At 33.6% G+C, this 19,677-nt stretch carries 24 protein-coding genes and 1 riboswitch; of the genes, 1 reads left to right on the forward strand and 23 read right to left on the reverse strand.

Going from position 1 to position 19,677, the window contains the following annotated elements; all coding sequences use genetic code 11:
- Positions 1-64: 64 nt before the first annotated feature.
- The 10 genes from thiH to D6T69_RS13700 all read right to left on the reverse strand — a co-directional run bounded on the left by thiH (position 65) and on the right by D6T69_RS13700 (position 9,629).
- A complete protein-coding gene (thiH, locus tag D6T69_RS13655; protein ID WP_125068378.1) occupies positions 65-1,219 on the reverse strand; it encodes a 2-iminoacetate synthase ThiH in 1,155 nt (384 codons plus the stop codon).
- A gap of 42 nt (positions 1,220-1,261) precedes the next feature.
- Complete coding sequence (locus tag D6T69_RS13660; RefSeq protein WP_125068380.1) at positions 1,262-2,032, reverse strand: thiazole synthase; 771 nt, start codon at positions 2,030-2,032, stop codon at positions 1,262-1,264.
- Positions 2,033-2,042: 10 nt separating this feature from the next.
- On the reverse strand, positions 2,043-2,690 hold the full coding sequence (gene thiE / locus D6T69_RS13665; RefSeq protein WP_125068382.1) for a thiamine phosphate synthase: 648 nt from the start codon (positions 2,688-2,690) through the stop codon (positions 2,043-2,045).
- A complete protein-coding gene (locus D6T69_RS13670; protein ID WP_125068384.1) occupies positions 2,687-3,442 on the reverse strand; it encodes a hydroxymethylpyrimidine/phosphomethylpyrimidine kinase in 756 nt (251 codons plus the stop codon). The genes thiE and D6T69_RS13670 overlap by 4 nt, the downstream gene beginning before the upstream one ends.
- A gap of 32 nt (positions 3,443-3,474) precedes the next feature.
- Positions 3,475-4,077, reverse strand: coding sequence for a thiamine phosphate synthase (locus D6T69_RS13675; RefSeq protein ID WP_125068386.1), 603 nt, complete (start codon positions 4,075-4,077; stop codon positions 3,475-3,477).
- A 73-nt stretch (positions 4,078-4,150) separates the two neighbouring features.
- Complete coding sequence (thiC, locus tag D6T69_RS13680) at positions 4,151-6,010, reverse strand: phosphomethylpyrimidine synthase ThiC (protein ID WP_125068388.1); 1,860 nt, start codon at positions 6,008-6,010, stop codon at positions 4,151-4,153.
- Positions 6,011-6,055: 45 nt separating this feature from the next.
- Positions 6,056-6,259 carry a sulfur carrier protein ThiS gene (gene thiS / locus D6T69_RS13685; protein ID WP_125068389.1) on the reverse strand — a complete coding sequence of 68 codons (204 nt, stop codon included), beginning with the start codon at positions 6,257-6,259 and terminating at the stop codon, positions 6,056-6,058.
- A gap of 64 nt (positions 6,260-6,323) precedes the next feature.
- Positions 6,324-6,418, reverse strand: a riboswitch (TPP riboswitch).
- 97 nt (positions 6,419-6,515) lie between these two features.
- The gene (locus D6T69_RS13690; RefSeq protein WP_240628322.1) at positions 6,516-7,469 is read right to left on the reverse strand and encodes an arginase; all 954 of its coding nucleotides are present in this window, start codon (positions 7,467-7,469) and stop codon (positions 6,516-6,518) included.
- 63 nt (positions 7,470-7,532) lie between these two features.
- Positions 7,533-8,819, reverse strand: coding sequence for a citrate synthase (locus D6T69_RS13695; RefSeq protein ID WP_125068393.1), 1,287 nt, complete (start codon positions 8,817-8,819; stop codon positions 7,533-7,535).
- A gap of 159 nt (positions 8,820-8,978) precedes the next feature.
- Entirely contained in the window at positions 8,979-9,629 is a 651-nt protein-coding gene (locus tag D6T69_RS13700; RefSeq protein WP_125068395.1) for a hypothetical protein, read from the reverse strand.
- Positions 9,630-9,869: 240 nt separating this feature from the next.
- On the opposite strand from D6T69_RS13700, the gene D6T69_RS13705 reads away from it, so the two are divergent.
- Positions 9,870-10,724: a neutral zinc metallopeptidase gene (locus tag D6T69_RS13705; RefSeq protein ID WP_125068397.1), complete on the forward strand. Its 855-nt coding sequence runs from the start codon at positions 9,870-9,872 to the stop codon at positions 10,722-10,724.
- Between the two features lie 362 nt (positions 10,725-11,086).
- Here the strand turns inward: D6T69_RS13705 and eno are convergent, their stop codons facing one another.
- The 13 genes from eno to rpsE form a co-directional block, all read right to left on the reverse strand.
- Positions 11,087-12,376 carry a phosphopyruvate hydratase gene (gene eno, locus D6T69_RS13710; protein WP_125068399.1) on the reverse strand — a complete coding sequence of 430 codons (1,290 nt, stop codon included), beginning with the start codon at positions 12,374-12,376 and terminating at the stop codon, positions 11,087-11,089.
- A 73-nt stretch (positions 12,377-12,449) separates the two neighbouring features.
- Positions 12,450-13,559 carry a glutamine-hydrolyzing carbamoyl-phosphate synthase small subunit gene (carA, locus tag D6T69_RS13715; RefSeq protein WP_125068401.1) on the reverse strand — a complete coding sequence of 370 codons (1,110 nt, stop codon included), beginning with the start codon at positions 13,557-13,559 and terminating at the stop codon, positions 12,450-12,452.
- Between the two features lie 97 nt (positions 13,560-13,656).
- Complete coding sequence (gene rplQ, locus D6T69_RS13720; RefSeq protein WP_047789815.1) at positions 13,657-14,133, reverse strand: 50S ribosomal protein L17; 477 nt, start codon at positions 14,131-14,133, stop codon at positions 13,657-13,659.
- A 62-nt stretch (positions 14,134-14,195) separates the two neighbouring features.
- On the reverse strand, positions 14,196-15,188 hold the full coding sequence (locus tag D6T69_RS13725; RefSeq protein WP_099215313.1) for a DNA-directed RNA polymerase subunit alpha: 993 nt from the start codon (positions 15,186-15,188) through the stop codon (positions 14,196-14,198).
- 99 nt (positions 15,189-15,287) lie between these two features.
- The gene (rpsD, locus tag D6T69_RS13730) at positions 15,288-15,893 is read right to left on the reverse strand and encodes a 30S ribosomal protein S4 (RefSeq protein WP_125068403.1); all 606 of its coding nucleotides are present in this window, start codon (positions 15,891-15,893) and stop codon (positions 15,288-15,290) included.
- A 134-nt stretch (positions 15,894-16,027) separates the two neighbouring features.
- Entirely contained in the window at positions 16,028-16,414 is a 387-nt protein-coding gene (rpsK, locus tag D6T69_RS13735; protein ID WP_047789818.1) for a 30S ribosomal protein S11, read from the reverse strand.
- 33 nt (positions 16,415-16,447) lie between these two features.
- Entirely contained in the window at positions 16,448-16,813 is a 366-nt protein-coding gene (gene rpsM, locus D6T69_RS13740; RefSeq protein WP_125068405.1) for a 30S ribosomal protein S13, read from the reverse strand.
- A gap of 2 nt (positions 16,814-16,815) precedes the next feature.
- Entirely contained in the window at positions 16,816-16,932 is a 117-nt protein-coding gene (gene ykgO, locus D6T69_RS13745) for a type B 50S ribosomal protein L36 (protein ID WP_010181906.1), read from the reverse strand.
- A gap of 12 nt (positions 16,933-16,944) precedes the next feature.
- Positions 16,945-17,160, reverse strand: coding sequence for a translation initiation factor IF-1 (infA, locus tag D6T69_RS13750; protein ID WP_024740627.1), 216 nt, complete (start codon positions 17,158-17,160; stop codon positions 16,945-16,947).
- 1 nt (position 17,161) lies between these two features.
- A complete protein-coding gene (gene secY, locus D6T69_RS13755) occupies positions 17,162-18,481 on the reverse strand; it encodes a preprotein translocase subunit SecY (protein ID WP_125069317.1) in 1,320 nt (439 codons plus the stop codon).
- Positions 18,482-18,493: 12 nt separating this feature from the next.
- On the reverse strand, positions 18,494-18,943 hold the full coding sequence (gene rplO / locus D6T69_RS13760) for a 50S ribosomal protein L15 (RefSeq protein ID WP_047789821.1): 450 nt from the start codon (positions 18,941-18,943) through the stop codon (positions 18,494-18,496).
- A 12-nt stretch (positions 18,944-18,955) separates the two neighbouring features.
- Complete coding sequence (rpmD, locus tag D6T69_RS13765; RefSeq protein WP_047789822.1) at positions 18,956-19,138, reverse strand: 50S ribosomal protein L30; 183 nt, start codon at positions 19,136-19,138, stop codon at positions 18,956-18,958.
- 11 nt (positions 19,139-19,149) lie between these two features.
- A complete protein-coding gene (gene rpsE, locus D6T69_RS13770) occupies positions 19,150-19,674 on the reverse strand; it encodes a 30S ribosomal protein S5 (RefSeq protein WP_125064354.1) in 525 nt (174 codons plus the stop codon).
- Between the last annotated feature and the right edge of the window lie 3 nt (positions 19,675-19,677).

The following is a 19,677-nucleotide window of genomic DNA, read 5'->3' on the forward strand; positions in this document are numbered from 1 at the left end:
TATAGAATAAATTCACCTCATTAACTCTTAAAATTTTCATTCTTGATTCTAATAGCCTAACGGTCTAATTTCTAAAATGCTCCCAATCTTTCCAAACTACTTCTAATTCCTGTCCTTTTAGCATCTGTACAATTTCTTCAGTGCTTCGTTCGTCCGAAATTTCAAATTGCTCTAGCGATTGTGGTTCAACACTATACCCTCCTGGGTTTGTTTTAGACTCTGCACTTATTGAGGTTGCCCCTAAATTAACAATATTATTCCTAAAAACTTCACTTTCTCGGGTAGACATTGACAGTTCTACATCTTCATCTAACATTCTAAACGCACAGATTAATTGTACCAAATCAGCATCCGTCATTTCTACTTTGGGTTCTAATCCTCCTGAATGTGGTCTTAAACGTGGAAATGAAATAGAATACTTCGTTTTCCAGTAGGTTTTTTGTAAGTATTTTAAGTGCAATGCTGTAAAAAAGCTATCAGCTCGCCAATCTTCCAGTCCAAATAAAGCTCCTAACCCTATTTTATGAACACCTGCTTTCCCCAATCTATCGGGAGTTTCCAAACGATACTCAAAATTTGATTTTTTCCCCTTCGGATGATGCTTTTTATACTCTTGTTGATGATAGGTTTCTTGATATACCAGTACTGCGTATAATCCGCTTTCAATTAACAATTCATATTCATCTTGATCTAAAGGTTGTACTTCAATCGTAATATTTGAAAATTGTGAACGAATCAACTGAATTGCATTTTTAATATAATCCACCCCCACTGTTCTATTAGCTTCTCCAGTTACTAACAAAATATGATCGTATCCTTTCGCTTTTAAAAAAGCAACTTCTTTCAATATTTCAGCATCGGTTAAGGTTCTCCTCGGAATTTTGTTTGTAAAACTGAATCCGCAATACGTACATATATTCTGACACTCATTACTCAAATACATTGGAGCGTACATTTGAATGGTATTTCCAAATCGTTTTTTTGTCAGCATACGACTTCTTTGTGCCATTTGCTCTAAAAAAGGTTTTGCAGCAGGAGATATCAACGCTTTAAAATCTTCCAAACCGAGTTTATCCTTAGATAAAGCACTTTCAACATCAACGGATGTTTTATTAAAAATGCTTTGTAAGGTTTCATCCCAATTGTATTGGTTGAATATAGTTTTAAAGCTTTTGGTTGTTAGCTCTTGGCTACTACTTTCTGTTTTGTTTACTAACATCGTATTAATTTTAAATAAGCTAAAGGCTAAATGCCAACAGCTTTAATTTAAAAAACTTGTCAACGGACTACTTGCTTCTGCTTGTTTTCTAACAGGAGCTAATTTTGCTTCATATGCCATTCTTCCTGCTTCAACTGCCATCTTAAAAGCTTGCGCCATCGCTACTGGATTTTGTGATACAGCAATCGCCGTGTTTACTAAAACAGCATCAGCTCCTAATTCCATAGCATATGCCGCATGGGAGGGTGCTCCAATACCAGCATCTACAACAACTGGAACATTAGATTGTTCAATAATGATTTCTAAAAACTCCAACGTTTTCAATCCTTTATTACTTCCAATAGGAGCTCCTAAAGGCATTACACATTGCGTTCCTACTTCTTCTAATCGCTTACATAAAACTGGATCTGCATGAATATAAGGCATCACTACAAATCCTTTTTTTACTAATTCTTCAGCAGCTTTTAAGGTTTCGATAGGATCTGGCAATAAATACCTTGGATCTGGATGTATTTCTAATTTCACCCAATTTGTTTCCAAAGCTTCTCTAGACAATTCTGAAGCAAAAACAGCTTCTTTTGCTGTACGAACTCCTGAAGTATTTGGTAATAAATTAATTCGAGAATGATTTAAATGTGATAAAATATCATCTTCTTCGTTTTGAACATCTACTCTTTTTAAAGCAACTGTTATCAGTTCACTTTCTGAAGCTAATAAAGCTTCTTTCATTAATTGCGAAGAACTGAATTTCCCTGTTCCTGTAAATAATCGTGAGGTAAATGTTTTATCGGCTATTGTTAAGTTGGTATTCATTATTGCTAATTTATTGTGCTCCTATTTTGTACACTTGTTCCTTAGTACTAGGTGCTTTTAAAATTTTATGAAATGCAGGAATCGAGTTGAAATTTTGTGTAATTGCTCCTGAAACAGCGACTCCGTATACTCCTGTGTCAATAATTTCAGGTATATTTTCTGTGGTAATTCCACCGATAGCTATTATTGGAGTGGTTGTTTTTAACTCTTCTAGTAGCACTTGATATCCAGTAGTTCCTAAAACTGGACTCAAATTCTTTTTAGTTTCAGTAAACTGATAAGGACCTAAACCAATATAATCTACTCCTTTTTCTAAGAGTTTTTCACAATCCTCCAAAGTGTTCGCTGTTCCTCCTACGATATATAAATCACCTAAATACTTTTTTGCTTTTAATGGACACGTATCTGTTTTTCCTAAATGAACTCCATCTGCTTTAACTTCTTTAGCTACTCTGTAGTAATCGTTTATGATTAAACGCGTTTGAAAATGACTCGTAATTTCTCTCGCTTTTTGAGCTGTTTCTAAAATAGTTTTCGGATCCAGATTCTTTAATCGAAGTTGTACCCACTCTGCTCCAGAAGCACAAGCTCTTTGAACATTTTCTAAATGCCCTTCTGGAGTTTTCCCTTGGGTTATATAGTGTAATTTACTTATCATGTATAGTTGTGCTCTCCTAAGAACGTTTTATTAGAGTTTAAAAATTGTTCCGTATACCATTTGGCATTTGTACATACATCTTCTAAAGGTAGTTGTTTGGCTATGTTTGAAGCTAAAGCTGAAGACAACACACAACCGCTTCCATGCTTTTCAAAAACGGATGTAGCTTTCGGTGGAATATTTAATTGTACTATCTTACTGTGATATACTTCATCCCATCCTTTTTTAGCTTCTCTATGCCCGCCTTTTAAATAAACATTGGTCTTCTCTGAAATGAACTCAATGGTTTCTTCAATCGATTTATTAGAAAACAAAGCTTTGATTTCATCATAATTTGGAGTGATAAAATCACAGTGTTGCAATACTTCTTCAAACACCTTTATATTCTCTTCGGAATGAAAATCAAATCCAGCGCTGGCTTTTAAAATAGGATCCAAAACTATTTTTATGGATGAATTGCATTTTTTTAGCGTTTGAAGAACCTCCAATAACACATTCCAAGATTGGATGATTCCTATTTTTGCTACTGATATTTCAAAGCGTTCAAATAAGGTTTCAATTTGATTGATGATGGTTTCTTTATCAATCCAAACACAGTCTTTAAAATCGATATCATTTTGAATTGTAACTGCTGTACATACCGATAATCCATATAATCCATGTGCTTCAAAAGTTTTAATATCCGAAGTCAATCCTGCTCCACTTGACGGATCAAATCCTGCAATCGTTAGTATGTAAGCTTGTTGTTTCATTTTTTATTGATATACTTTCTTTAACAAAAAAATTACTTCTTCATATTCTTCTCGTAATGACGCTTGATATTTTTAAAGCTTTCAACTGGGTTTTCTGTATTCCAAACTCCTCCTAAAACACCAATTCCTTGAAAACCTAACTCTAAAGTTTTTTGAATGGTATCTGTATTGATTCCGCCCATACCTATAATGGTTTTCTCAATATGGTTTACATTAAAGCCTCTTCCTTCGTATCCTTTCTTTGAAATAGAAGAAAAAACAGGACTTAATAAATGGTAATCAAATTCGATATCGCAATTCACTAAGGCTGAAGGCTCGTGAAAAGAACTACTCATCGTTTTTCCTATCATGTTTAATCCTATAAAATATTCGCTTCCATTCTCTAAAGCATCAATTCTTTTTTGCTCTTGAAAATGAATTCCTTTTAGGTTGAATTCATTAATGAGTTCATGAAAATAATGAGTAACTATTCTATGATGATACTTTTCATCTATCTGATTCAAATAAACCACATGCTCTTCGTAATTCTTATCAGGTTTTCTGAAATGATAATATTCCAATCCTTCTTCAAATAATTGTTGAAGGATTTCAATCTCATTGGGAATATCTTTTTCTGGAGCTATTAAAACAATCATGTAGTCAATTTTAAATTATGAATTACGAATTTAGAAATTGTCAACTCGTAATTCATAATTCTAAATTCATATTTTATAGATATACTTCTGAACCTTTGTCTTTAAATTCTTTTGATTTTTCTTCCATTCCTTTTGCAAAGACTTCATCTCCTTCTACTTCATTCTCGGCTGCAAAGTCACGTACTTCCTGCGATATTTTCATAGAACAGAATTTTGGACCACACATAGAACAAAAGTGTGCAATTTTAGCTCCTTCTGCAGGTAAGGTCTCATCGTGATATTCTCTAGCTAATTCAGGGTCTAAACCTAAGTTAAACTGGTCTTCCCAACGGAACTCAAAACGTGCTTTACTCAAAGCATCATCTCTGTGTTGTGCCCCTGGATGTCCTTTTGCTAAATCAGCTGCGTGGGCTGCCAATTTATAAGTAACCACCCCTGTACGAACATCTTCCTTATTTGGTAAGCCTAAATGTTCTTTTGGCGTTACATAACATAACATTGCGCAACCATACCAACCAATCATAGCTGCTCCAATTCCTGAAGTAATATGATCATATCCTGGAGCAATATCCGTAGTTAAAGGTCCTAAAGTATAAAACGGAGCTTCATCACACGCTTCTAACTGCTTATCCATATTCGCTTTAATCATGTGCATTGGCACGTGACCTGGACCTTCAATAAAACATTGTACTTCATGCTTACGTGCTATTTTTGTTAGCTCCCCTAACGTTTCTAATTCAGCAAATTGAGCCTCATCATTCGCATCGGCAATACAACCTGGGCGTAAACCATCTCCTAACGAAAAAGCAACATCATAAGCCTTCATAATTTCACAAATCTCTTCGAAATGGGTATATAAAAAGCTCTCTTTATGGTGTGCTAAACACCATTTTGCCATAATAGAACCTCCTCTTGATACAATCCCTGTAATACGCTTTGCTGTCATAGGTACATAACGTAAACGAACTCCTGCGTGAATCGTAAAGTAATCTACACCTTGCTCAGCTTGTTCAATTAAAGTATCTCTAAAAATTTCCCAAGTTAAGTCTTCAGCAATCCCATTTACTTTCTCTAAAGCTTGATAAATAGGTACGGTTCCTACAGGTACTGGTGAATTACGGATAATCCACTCACGAGTTTCATGGATGTTTTTACCTGTAGATAAATCCATAATATTATCTGCTCCCCAACGACATGCCCAAACTGCTTTTTCTACTTCTTCTTCTATGGATGAGGTAGTAGCTGAGTTTCCAATATTCGCATTGATTTTTACCAAGAAGTTACGCCCTAAAATCATAGGCTCTGCTTCTGGATGATTGATATTTGAAGGAATAACTGCGCGTCCTCTAGCTACTTCTTCTCGAACAAATTCAGGAGTTATTTTTGCTGGAATACTCGCTCCAAAATCTTGCCCTGAATGTTGTTTAGACAAACGTGTCATTTCATCAATTCGTTGATTTTCACGAATAGCAATGTATTCCATCTCTGGAGTAATAATTCCTTTTTTTGCATAGTGTAACTGTGTTACGTTTTGCCCTTTTTTAGCCCTCTTAGGTTTATGCTTTAAGTTAAATCGTAAATGATCTAAACTCTTATCATTTAATCGCTCATTACAATATTGTGAGGTGAACTCATTGAGTTCTTCTACATCACCTCTTCCTAAAATCCATTGCTCTCGAATACGTTCTAACCCGTTATGAATATTAATTTCTTTATTGGGGTCTGTATAAGGTCCTGAAGTATCATATACCGTTACAGGCTCATTAGGAGTTCTTTTTTTTGTCATCGAATCTACAGTATCACTCAACTCGATTTCGCGCATTGCTACTTTTATCTGTGGGTGAATTTTTCCTTGAACATATATTTTTTTTGAATTCGGAAATGGTTGTCTTGTTACACCATCTTGTTTTGGAACTGTATCTTTTTTCTTCATTTTAAGGTTGTTTGTTTATACTTTGAATTTTGTTTTCTGAAAATATTATCCTCCTTGTGTAGATTTAATGATTAAAACTTCATCATTGTTTTGGAGCAATTTTGAGGACCAATCTGTTTTTTTTACCACACTACTGTTAACAGCAATAGCAATTCCATTGGTTTGAATTTGCAGTTTATCTACTAATTCTTGCAATGCTAATGGGCTTAAAAACTCTTGTTGATTATTGTTTACTTTTATCGTTATCATACTAACATATATTTAAAGTAAACTGTAGAAGAAGTTTAGCATCGTTCCATAAAACGATTCTAAACATGATTTTACAACTTTTCCCTACGCTGGTGTTAACCATATCAGGTTCAAAGGATCTTTCTCAAACTAGTGAACTAGCTACTCCTAAAGTTTACTGCAACAAATATAAACGTTTATTTTTCTAAATAACCTCTACAAAAACAAAAAAGCGAACTTATGTAAGTTCGCTTTTTAAAAAATATCTTTACTAGCACTATAGACTTTTAACCTTTTTAGTTACTTCTTCAAGAACTTCAAACGCAGTTTCAGCCATTTTGTTTCCTTTGAAATCTAATAACGGATTTACTTCAACAAACTCCACACAAGCTACTTTATTACTTGCCAACAATCCGTTAATTATATCAATGATTTCATGTTGATCAAATCCTTTTGGTACAGGTGTTCCTGTTCCATAAGAAATCATATCACAATCCATTGCATCTACATCAAATGACACATAAATAACATCGCAATTAGACAGTTTATCTAAAGCTTCATTTACACAAACATCTAATCCACGATAACGAACTTCTGCAACCATATAGTTTTTAATACCATATTTCTCCATTTGTTTGTTTTCTGGCTCTTCTGTATCACGAACTCCAAAGAATACAATATCTTCAGGTAAAACTTTTTGTCCTGGCGTGCCTATATTCTTCATTCGCTCCCATAATTCTGATGTTTCTCTATCTACATCATTAATTTGGCAGTCTAAATTATCATCTGAAATAGCAGCAGACAAAGGCATTCCGTGAATATTTCCTGATGGTGATGTATAAGGAGAATGTAAATCTCCATGTGCATCAATCCAAACAACACCAACTCTTTTAGTTGGATTTGCTGCCTTTACTCCACTAATAGTTCCTAACGCCGAAGAATGATCTCCAGATAGAACTATTGGAAATTTCCCTTCTTGTAAATTTACTTTTACGTGATTACTCAATCGTTTACATTGGTTAAAAACACTGTCAATTCGTTTTGCAAACGAATTATTTACCTTGTTGTAAATCGATTCATTTTCTGTAATTACATCTTCAAAATCAAAAGAATCGAAATAATTACTTTTTTTATTTATCGCTGCAATTTCAATTGCATCTACCCCCATATCAGATCCACGAGTTCCTGCTCCAATATCTGATCTGTTTTTGATAATTTTAATTTCTTTCATCATCAGTTATTTTACATAAAAAAAATGTCATTTAATTATTTTAAATGACACTTTTTAAATAGTTTATCTCTTGTCTAATTCTACGAACTCCCTTAAGTTTTCTCCAACGTAAACTTGACGTGGACGACCAATTGGTTCTTTGTTTAAACGCATTTCTCTCCATTGTGCTATCCATCCTGGTAAACGTCCTAAAGCAAACATTACTGTAAACATTTCTACAGGAATCCCCATAGCTCTATAAATAATTCCTGAATAGAAATCTACGTTTGGATATAATTTTCTTTCAACAAAATATGGATCATTTAGTGCTTCTTGCTCTAATCCTTTTGCGATATCTAAGATTGGATCTTCAACTCCTAAGTCGTTTAACACTTCATCAGCAGCTTTTTTAATGATTCTTGCTCTTGGGTCGAAGTTTTTATATACACGGTGTCCGAACCCCATTAAACGGAAAGGATCGTTTTTATCCTTAGCCTTTGCCATGTATTTTTTAGTGTCACCACCATCTTCTTTAATTGCTTCTAACATTTCAAGTACTGCTTGGTTTGCACCTCCATGTAAAGGTCCCCATAAAGCTGAAATACCTGCAGACAATGACGCGAATAATCCTGCATGAGAAGAACCAACAATACGTACTGTAGACGTAGAACAGTTTTGTTCGTGGTCTGCATGTAAGATTAATAACTTATCTAAAGCATTAATCATAATCGGGTTTAACTCATACTCATCATTTGGCTTTTGAAACATCATTGTTAAGATGTTTTCTACATATCCTAGTTTACGAGATCCGTAATGCAATGGTAAACCTTGTTTTTTACGTAACGTCCACGCTACTAATACTGGGAATTTCCCCATTATCTTCACAATTGCTTTATACATATCTTCTTCTGAATCTACATTTACAGAAGATGGATTAAAAGCTGTTAATGCAGATGTTAATGATGATAACACTCCCATTGGGTGTGCATTCTTTGGAAATGCATCAATTATTTTTTTGATGTCATCATCAACGATTGCTTCATCTAAGATATCACCATAAAATTTATCTAATTGTTCTTTGGTTGGTAATTCACCAAAGATTAAAGCATAAGCAACTTCTAAAAAGTCTGCTTTTTCTGCTAACTCTTCAATTGAATAACCACGGTATCTTAAAATACCTTCTTCACCATTTAAAAACGTTATAGCACTTTGGCATGAACCTGTATTCTTATATCCTGGGTCAATCGTTATAACTCCACCCGTGGCTCCTCTTAAGGCTTTAATATCAATTGCAGTTTCATTTTCTGTTCCTTTTACTAAAGGAAACTCATACGTATTTTCGCCAATTTGTAATTTTGCTATATCTGACATTTTTTAACTATAATTTTTTATGATTGAAGTGAGTTGCGAAGATACCATTTTTTGGATTATTTTAAAAGAGCAAATAGATAGATTTTTAATATAAAAAAATAATAATTTCTTATTTAAAATCCTTTTAAAAACATGCTACTTTATTTACATAAAAAACAATTAAAACTGCAAACCTATTGCTAAACCATAGGCTGATCGAAAAACCATATTATCTGGTGTCTCATTTCCTAAAAGAGGCTTTTTAATAGCATAAGAATCATTGTCCCAAAAAACATTAAAAGTAACTCTAAAATCATCAAAATCTTCTAATTCTATAATAGGGAATTGTAATCCAAACCTTATATTTCCTTCTCCTGCTTCATTTTTTATATTGTCAGAAATTCCTATGCTTCTTGCAGTCATGACATACATATTAACGCCTTCGTAGTTTCTAAAATAATATCGTAAAGTTGCTCCTAGCTTTAACCCTGTAATACTTTGTTGTGATTGATGTTGTATACCTACTACAGCCCCTAAAGTTAATTTTCTTATAATAGGGTAATTTATATTATAAAATAATTCGAAAGATAAACGTCTTGTAAATTCTTGAGCTGAAAAATATTCCTCTGTACTAAAATAATATTTGATTTCACTTGGAAGAGAAGATCCAAACTCAACGGTTTGAATAAGCTTAGGGGGTAACTCATTTAGGGTCTTTTCCCCTTTAGAAATTTCTTTACCAGTTTGTACCGCATCAAAAATACTTATTTGAGCATTCGAAAGGAAAACTGTAAAAACTAATGTAATAAATAGAGTTGTTGTTCTTTTCATAGCTATAGATATCTAATTTTTCATTTTCTAAATAGCAAAAATAGTACCACACCTCAATAAGACTCACACTAACACACAGACTTCTAAACTGAGTAAATAAATAAAAGTATTATTCTATTTTTTTTTACAAAAAAAATAACATTATAAAATAAAGTGTTAATTTTTCGTTATTATTTCATCAATCATCAGTAAGTGTATATTTTTCAAAAAAATAAATTCAATTCATAAAATCCTTTCACAATGAAAAAATTTAAATTTATTATTGCATTATTATGCATATCCCTTCTTACTGTACAATGTACCCAAGAAGAAAATAATCTTACAAATGACAATGCTCCTACGGGTATTAGTTCTCCAAGTATGTTAGATGTTAACAACGCTGACCACTACACAGTTGATGGCTTTGGGCCAAACTCTTATTGGGCGGAATATATCGTTAACCAGTCTACTACTAACTTTTTAAAGACTGAACATAACGAAGCTGCAAGTTTTTTTGGAATGGGTAATGTACCTTTATACTTGGCAGGTGGAGATGGAACTTTCAATGCTCTTTCTTTTTCAAACGGTTATATTGTATGGGGAGAGGAATTGTTAGCAAGTGCTTTAAGCTATGGTAATGCAGCCATTGCATACGTTGCTGCACATGAGATGGGACATCAAGTACAATTTAGAGATAATACTATACCTAGTGGTAATCACGTTAGTGCTACTGAATTAGAAGCTGATGGGTTTGGAGGTTATTTTATCCGAAGAACTTATACTAGTAACTGGAATACTGCTGCTAGTGCTTATAATTTTTCACAAACATTAGCTGGACCTAACGGAAGCTCTCACGGTACTGCATCTCAAAGAAGATCTGCTTTTAGATTAGGGTATTTATTAGGAGATAACGGAACTTATTCTAACAGAAATTTTGATAGAAACTTCTTTTACTATTATGACTATTATGTTGTAGGTGGTAGATTAAAATCAGAATTAAAAAAGCCTGCTTCTATAGAGCAAAGTCAGCATGAAAATATTGTAGCTCATTTAGAGGAATTACATAAAATTTATACAGGTGAAATTTCTGAAGAAGAATTCTTAAACTTAAATTAAAATATAAACAACTAAACAAACGAATTGAATTTGATTTCAAAGGCTGTCCTTATATGTTAAGACAGCCTTTGTTTTTTTATTTATAAATCAAGCCCTAAATTTATTAGTACCTTTAGTAAAAGGTACTATTTTTTTTGATGGACATTAAAATTATTAATAGCCCTATAAAAATATAGATTACTCGTTCTGTTTAATTTTCAAAATAAAGAGTACCTTTTGGTATTTCGTATTCTTATCTAGAGTACAAAAGTTAACTTTCCAAACACTTTGTACTTTCCTTTCTTTTCATCAAAAAAACACCTTTTTATAATTAAAAAAAGCCCGTACTTCTGTACGAGCTTTAAATATTATATTAAAGAGTTTTATTTTACTTTAAATGCTTTTTCTTGTGGATAATAAGCTACATCAGCTAATTCTTCTTCAATACGTAATAATTGATTGTATTTTGCCATACGATCAGAACGTGAAGCAGAACCTGTTTTGATTTGTCCGCAGTTTAATGCTACAGCTAAATCCGCAATGGTATTATCTTCAGTTTCTCCAGAACGATGACTCATTACAGAAGTATATCCTGCATTATGCGCCATGTTTACCGCTGCAATTGTTTCTGTTAATGTACCTATTTGATTTACTTTAATTAAAATTGAATTTGCAATTCCATTCTCAATTCCTTTTGATAAACGCTCAACGTTTGTTACAAATAAATCATCTCCAACTAACTGAACTCTATCTCCTACTTTTTCTGTTAACATCTTCCATCCATCCCAATCGTTCTCATCCATTCCATCTTCAATAGAAATGATAGGGTATTTTTCACATAACTCTGCTAAATAAGCAGCTTGCTCTTCTGAAGTTCTTACAGCTCCTTTATCTCCTTCAAACTTTGTGTAATCATATTTTCCATCTACATAAAATTCGGCAGAAGCACAATCTAATGCAATCATCACTTCCTCTCCAAATTTATATCCAGCATTTTTAGTTGCTAAAGCAATTGTTTCAATAGCATCTTCAGTTCCTTCAAGCGTTGGAGCAAATCCACCTTCATCACCTACTGCTGTAGATAAATTACGATCATGCAATACTTTCTTTAAGTTGTGAAAAATTTCAGACCCTACTTGCATTGCTTCTGTAAAGTTTTGAGCTTTTACTGGCATAACCATAAACTCTTGGAATGCAATTGGTGCATCTGAATGCGAACCTCCGTTGATAATATTCATCATGGGAACAGGTAAAGTATTTGCTGAAACTCCGCCTACATAACGATATAATGGTAATCCTAATTCATTGGCTGCTGCTTTTGCTGCTGCTAAAGAAACACCTAAAATAGCATTCGCTCCTAAAACTGATTTGTTCGGAGTTCCATCTAAATCAATCATCAATTGATCGATCATATTTTGCTCAAATACAGATACTCCTAATAACTCTTGGGCAATAACTGTGTTAACATTTTCAACCGCTTTTAACACACCTTTACCCATATAATTATCACCTCCATCACGTAATTCAACAGCTTCGTGTTCTCCTGTAGAAGCACCAGATGGTACTGCTGCTCTACCTACAATTCCATTTTCTGTAGTTACATCTACTTCCACTGTTGGATTTCCTCTTGAATCAAAAATTTGACGTGCATGAATGTTTATTATAATACTCATAGTTCTTTATTTTTAATATAGATTCCCGTGAAGTAACAATCACGGGAATTTATTTATGATACTTTTTTGAAATTTATGCTTTTACTTTTTTGATGTTCTCGATAAACTGGTCAAATAAATATTCTGCGTCGTGCGGTCCAGGGCTCGCTTCTGGATGGTACTGAACAGAGAATACATTTTTAGACTTCATTCTAATACCTGCTACGGTATGATCATTTAAGTGTACATGAGTTATTTCCACATCTGGATGCGCTTCTGCTTCTTCTCTATTGATAGCGAAACCATGGTTTTGAGAAGTAATTTCTCCCTTACCCGTTAGTAAGTTCTTCACAGGATGATTAATTCCTCTGTGACCATTGTGCATTTTATAAGTAGAAATTCCGTTCGCTAGTGCTATTACCTGATGTCCTAAACAAATACCGAATAACGGTAAATCTTTTTCGATGATTTGTTTTGCTGTTTTTTGAGCTTCTTCTAGAGGCTCTGGGTCTCCAGGTCCGTTAGAAATAAAATATCCATCAGGGTTAAAATCACTCATTTGTTCGAAACTCGCATTGTAAGGATATACTTTAATATAAGCTCCTCTTTTTGCTAAGTTTCTTAAAATATTTTTCTTGATACCTATATCTAAAGCTGATATTTTTATTGGAGCATTTTCATCACCTACAAAATAAGGTTCTTTAGTTGATACCTTAGAAGCTAATTCTAATCCTTCCATATTAGGAATCTCAGCTAATTGCTTCTTTAATTCGTCTATTTTATCTACTTCAGTTGAAATAATAGCATTCATAGCTCCATTTTCTCTAATATAAGATACTAACGCACGTGTATCTACATCTGATATAGCTACTAAATTGTGTTTCTCGAACCAGTCAAATAAATTTCCATCTGAATCTACACGAGAGTGTGTAAAACTAAAGTTACGACAAATTAATCCTGAAATTTTAATTCCTTCTGATTCTACTTCTTCATTGTTAACTCCATAGTTACCAATATGAGCATTGGTAGCTACCATTAATTGTCCGAAGTAAGAAGGATCTGTAAAAATTTCTTGATATCCTGTCATACCTGTGTTAAAACAAATCTCTCCTGTTGCGGTTCCTTCTATCCCAATAGATTTTCCGTAGAAAATAGTTCCGTCTGCTAATAGAACTAATGCTTTTTTACGTGTTTGATATTTCATTTAGTGGTGTTGTGTAATTTGTTTGCAAAAATATATAAAAAAAGGGACAAACATTAAATGTTTATCCCTTTGATATAATTTATAAAAATTCTCATTTTTATTCTTCTTCTTGTGAAGTTTGAGTTTCAACAGCTGCAGCTTCAGTTTTCTTCGCTCCACCACGACGGCTACGACGAGTACTCTTTTTAGCTTTGTTTCCTTTTGGATTGTATAACTCGTTGTAGTCAACTAATTCAACCATTGCCATTGGAGCGTTATCTCCTTGACGGTTTCCTAACTTGATGATACGAACATACCCTCCTGGTCTGTCTGCTACTTTTACAGAAATTTCTTTGAATAATTCTGTAACAGCTTCTTTGCTACGCAAGTAACTAAATACTACACGACGGTTGTGAGTTGTATCGTCTTTAGATTTTGTAATTAAAGGCTCTACAAACTTACGTAAAGCTTTCGCTTTAGCTTCTGTAGTATTGATTCGCTTGTGCTCGATCAAAGAACAAGCCATGTTAGATAACATCGCTTTTCTGTGCGCTGTTTTTCTTCCTAAATGATTAAATTTCTTTCCGTGTCTCATGACATTTGGTTTTAGCTCTCATCTTGCTACTACTCTAATTTAGAGGAGCAAAATATGAAAGGTTAATCTTTATCTAATTTGTATTTGCTTAAATCCATTCCGAAACTTAGACCTTTGTTAGCCACTAACTCATCTAATTCAGTTAATGATTTTTTACCAAAGTTTCTGAACTTCATTAAATCGCTTTTGTTGAATGATACTAAGTCTCCTAAAGTATCTACTTCTGCAGCTTTCAAACAGTTTAAAGCACGAACAGATAAATCCATATCAACTAATTTCGTCTTTAATAACTGACGCATATGTAATGATTCTTCATCATAAGTTTCAGTTTGTGCGATTTCATCTGCCTCTAAAGTGATACGCTCATCAGAGAATAACATAAAGTGGTGGATTAAAATCTTAGCTGCTTCAGTTAAGGCATCTTTAGGATTGATAGATCCATCAGTATCGATATCGAAAACTAATTTTTCGTAATCGGTCTTTTGCTCTACACGGAAATTTTCAACAGCATATTTTACATTCTTTATTGGAGTGTAAATAGAATCTGTAAAAATTGTTCCTAAAGGTGCACCAGCTCTTTTGTTTTCTTCTGCTGGTACAAAACCTCTACCTTTTTCAATGGTAATTTCAGCATTTAACGTTACCGATTTATCCATGTTACAAATTACTAAATCTGGATTTAGTACTTGAAAACCTGAAATGAACTTTTGTAAGTCACCAGCTGTTAATTGCTCTTGTCCTGATATTGCAATAGAAACTGTTTCTCTGTCTGATTCTTCAATCTGCTTCTTAAAACGTACTTGCTTTAAGTTTAAGATAATTTCTGTTACATCTTCTACAACACCTTGAATAGTTGAAAACTCATGATCAACTCCATCGATACGTAATGATGTAATAGCGAATCCTTCAAGAGATGATAATAATACTCTTCGTAATGCATTACCAACTGTTAATCCAAAACCTGGTTCAAGAGGTCTGAATTCGAATCTTCCTGAAAAATCAGTAGATTCAATCATTATTACTTTATCAGGCTTTTGAAAATTTAAAATTGCCATATTATTTTTCTTCGTTTTAATTGTTATTTAGTTGCGCGGTTTATAAGTGTGAAGAAATACGAATAAACCCTTTGGCCAAATACCAATATGATTAATTTATTACTTAGAGTATAATTCTACGATTAATTGCTCTTTAATGTTTTCAGGGATTTGTAATCTTTCTGGAGCTTTTACAAATGTTCCTGATTTTTGATCTGCATTCCAAGTTAACCACTCGTAAACATTGCTATTTGCCGCTAAAGCATTTTCAATAGCTTCTAATGATTTAGACTTTTCTCTAACAGCTACTACATCTCCTGCTTTTAATCTAAATGATGGAATGTTAACGATATCACCATTTACAGTAATATGACGGTGAGATACTAACTGACGTGCAGCTCTGCGTGAATTTGCAACACCTAAACGGTATACTACGTTATCTAAACGAGATTCACATAATTGTAATAAAATTTCACCTGTTACTCCTTGAGAAGCTGATGCTTTTTTGAAAAGGTTACGGAACTGACGCTCTAAAATACCATAAGTATATTTAGCTTTTTGCTTTTCCATTAACTGGATTGCATATTCAGATTTTTTACCTCTTCTTTTACCAACTCCATGTTGTCCTGGAGGGTAATTTCTTTTTTCGAAGTTCTTATCGTCTCCGAAAATTGCCTCGCCAAATTTACGAGCAATCTTAGTTTTTGGTCCTGTATATCTTGCCATTTCTAATAAAAATTAGTAGGGATTATGAATTAAGGCGTACTCCTTCGATAATCTTTAAATCCTACTGTGTTAAAATACTTAATTTTCTGCGCACAAAAGTACGCTAAATAAAGTATAAGTTGAATTAATTCAACTTATACTCTTCTTCTTTTAGGTGGACGACATCCGTTGTGAGGAATTGGAGTAACATCAATGATTTCTGTTACCTCGATACCTGAATTGTGGATAGATCTGATTGCAGACTCTCTACCGTTACCTGGTCCTTTAACGTACACTTTTACTTTACGTAAACCTGCTTCTTTAGCAACATTTGCACAATCTTCTGCTGCTAACTGAGCTGCGTAAGGAGTGTTCTTTTTAGAACCTCTGAAGCCCATTTTCCCTGCAGATGACCAAGAAATAACGTCACCTTTTTTGTTTGTTAAAGAAATAATAATATTGTTGAAAGATGCAGTTACGTGTGCTTCACCAACTGACTCTATTACAACTTTACGTTTTTTTGTTACTTTAGACTTTGCCATAATTCTTTACTATTAGTAAAAAATAATCAATGATTATTTTTTCTTGTTAGCTACAGTTTTTCTCTTACCTTTTCTTGTACGAGAGTTATTCTTTGTTCTTTGTCCACGTAATGGTAAACCAAGTCTGTGACGAATACCTCTTTGACATCCGATGTCCATTAAACGTTTAATGCTTAATTGAACTTCAGAACGTAACTCACCTTCAATAGTGTAAGTTCCAACTTGCTCACGAATTGCTGCAATTTGATCATCAGTCCAATCTTGAACTTTGATACTTTCATCTATATTAGCAGCAGCTAAAATCTCTTTAGCTCTACTTCTTCCTATACCAAAGATGTAAGTTAAAGCGATAACACCTCTTTTATTCTTTGGAATATCTATACCTGCGATTCTTGCCATAACTACCCTTGTCTTTGTTTAAATCTAGGATTCTTTTTGTTAATTACATATAATCTGCCTTTTCTGCGTACAATTTTGCAGTCGGCACTTCTTTTCTTTAATGATGCTCTTACTTTCATCAGTGTGTGTTTTTAATATCTGTAAGTAATTCTTGCCTTTGATAAATCATACGGGCTCATTTCTAACTTTACCTTATCTCCTGGTAATAGTTTAATATAATGCATACGCATTTTTCCTGAAATGTGAGCCGTAACAATATGTCCGTTCTCTAATTCTACTCGAAACATTGCATTTGATAATGCTTCTGTAATGGTTCCGTCTTGTTGAATTGCTGGTTGTTTAGCCATATTATTTTAATGATTTTCTGTTACTGTTACCTGTTTTCATTAAACCATCATAACGACTGTTTAATAAATACGAGTTTATTTGCTGAATAGTGTCTATTGCAACTCCTACCATAATGATTAATGATGTTCCTCCATAAAACATTGCCCAGTTTTGAGTAACTCCAAACTTTACAATGATTGCTGGTAAAATAGATAAAGCTGCTAAGAAGATAGATCCTGGTAATGTAATTTTCGACAATACTGAATCTAAGAAATTAGCTGTTTCTTCACCTGGTTTATAACCTGGAACAAAACCATTACTTCTCTTTAAGTCTTCTGCCATTTTATTCGTTGGAATAGTAATAGCTGTATAAAAGTAACTAAAGACAATAATTAATAAAGCAAATATAACGTTATACCATAAGCCGTTAATATCAGTTAAACTGTTTAATGCTGGATATTTTTGCCCCAATGCTATTGGTAAAAACATAATAGCCTGTGCAAAAATAATTGGCATTACTCCAGCTGCATTCAATTTTAAAGGAATGTACTGTCTTGCGCCATCAACATCTTTAATGTTTGTAACTGCTGTACGACGTGCGTATTGAACGGCTACTTTACGTACTGCTGTAACTAATAATACGGTTAACAAGATTACTACAAACCAAACTATTAATTCGATTAAAATCATCATAATTCCTCCAGCACCTGCAGTTTGCTTAGAAACTAATTCTTGAATAAATGCTGCTGGGAAGTTTGCGATAATACCAACGGTAATTAATAATGAAATTCCATTACCAACTCCTTTATCAGTAATACGCTCTCCTAACCACATTGCAAAAATTGTTCCTGCACTTAAAAGAATGATAGATGATATCCAAAATGTTGCTCCTGTTACTAAGAATGCTTCTTGCGGTAATCCCATTTGATTTTGGATTACTCCAATATAGGTTGGTGCTTGAAACAACGTAATAGCAATCGTAAGCCATCTTGTTATTTGCGTAATCTTCTTACGTCCACTTTCTCCATCTTTTTGTAATTTCTGTAAATATGGTACCGCAATACCCATTAACTGAACCACAATTGATGCAGAAATATAAGGCATTATACCAAGTGCCATTACTGACGCTCTAGCAAATGCCCCACCTGTAAATGCGTTTAATAAACCTAAAAGTCCACTGTCAGTACTGTCTTTTAATGCTGATAACTGAGTAGGATCAATTCCTGGTAATGGAACTGCTGCCATAAAACGGTAAACAGCGATTAAACCTAAGGTTAAAAGTAATTTTTCTTTTAACTCTTCAATCTTCCAAATGTCTTTTAAAGTATTTATAAAATTCATCATTTACAATTCTTATAATGTTACTGCTTCACCTCCTGCTGCTTCAATAGCCGCTTTAGCTGATGCTGTAAATTTATGTACAGTTATATTTAATTTAGCTTTTAACTCTCCACCACCTAATATTTTAACTAAGTCGTTTTTACGAGCCAATCTGTTTTCTACTAAAACATCTAAATTAACTGTATCTGTTATCTTTCCGTTATCTACTAATGATTGTAACTTGTCTAAATTTACACCAACATATTCTTTACGATTAATGTTAGTGAAACCAAATTTAGGCACACGTCTTTGAAGTGGCATTTGTCCTCCTTCAAATCCTATTTTACGAGAATAACCAGAACGAGATTTAGCTCCTTTATGTCCTCTTGTAGAGGTACCTCCGTGACCAGAACCTTCTCCACGAGCGATTCTTTTACCGCTTTTTGTAGACCCTGCTGCTGGTTTTAAGTTGTGTAAACTCATCTTTATATTGTCTTATTTAATTTCTTCAACAGAAACTAAGTGTGAAACTTTACTTACCATACCCAAAATTGTAGCTGATGCTTCATGTTCTACAGTTTGGTTCATTTTACGTAAACCTAACGCCTCTAACGTTCTTTTTTGATTTTTAAGGCGACCGATTTGACTTTTTACTTGTGTAACTCTTATTTTACTCATCGTCTTAAATTTTAACCGTTAAAAACTTTCTCTAAAGATATACCTCTTTGCTTAGCAATAGTAGCAGCACTACGTAATTGTAATAAAGCGTCAAAAGTTGCTTTTACTACGTTATGAGGGTTTGATGATCCTTGAGACTTTGATAATACGTCTTTAATACCTACAGCTTCTAATACTAAACGTACAGCACCCCCGGCAATAACCCCGGTACCGTGTGAAGCAGGCTTGATGAATACTTTTGCCCCACCAAATTTACCTTTTTGTTCGTGTGGTAATGTTCCGTCTAAAATAGGAATGCGTACTAAATTTTTCTTTGCATCTTCTACTGCTTTTGCAATTGCAGAAGAAACATCTTTAGATTTCCCTAATCCGTGACCTACAACTCCATTACCATCTCCAACTACTACGATTGCAGAGAAACCAAATGCTCTACCTCCTTTAGTTACTTTGGTAACACGTTGTACACCTACTAATTTATCTACAAGCTCTAATCCGCTTGGTTTTACTCTTTCTACGTTTTTATATCCTAACATAATATA

It is taken from the genome of Tenacibaculum singaporense (assembly GCF_003867015.1).
GTDB classification, from domain to species: domain Bacteria; phylum Bacteroidota; class Bacteroidia; order Flavobacteriales; family Flavobacteriaceae; genus Polaribacter; species Polaribacter singaporensis.